Source organism: Labrys sp. LIt4, from assembly GCF_017813775.1.
In the GTDB taxonomy this organism is placed as follows: Bacteria; Pseudomonadota; Alphaproteobacteria; order Rhizobiales; family Labraceae; genus Labrys; species Labrys okinawensis_A.
Genome location: NZ_JAGIPY010000077.1, coordinates 1 through 281, shown reverse-complemented (window position 1 = coordinate 281; position 281 = coordinate 1). Strand labels below are relative to the sequence as shown.

General features: G+C 58.7%; 1 protein-coding gene. It reads right to left on the bottom strand.

Translation table 11 applies throughout. From position 1 onward, the window contains the following. A partial coding sequence (locus J8I29_RS29750; protein ID WP_209434433.1) for a gamma-glutamyl-gamma-aminobutyrate hydrolase family protein occupies positions 1-281 on the bottom strand: 281 nt, incomplete at both ends.

The following is a 281-nucleotide window of genomic DNA, read 5'->3' as shown; positions in this document are numbered from 1 at the left end:
CTCGGCTCCCCGCGGCAGTTCGAAGCCTTCGCGGTGGAAATGATAGACCATCTTCGGCCAATGCGGCATCAGAAGCCGACCGTGTTCGGTGGCGTGAAGCGGATACCAGCCGATCTCCACCTTGCCGTCCCTGTCTGCCTCGACCTTGCCGCCCAGATGTTTGGATAGCATCTGCGCGCCGAGACAGATGCCGAGAAAGGGCTTGTTTTCCTTCAGCGGCACCTTCAGCCAGTCGATTTCGGCTTTGACATAATCATGTGGATCATTGGCGCTCATCGGGC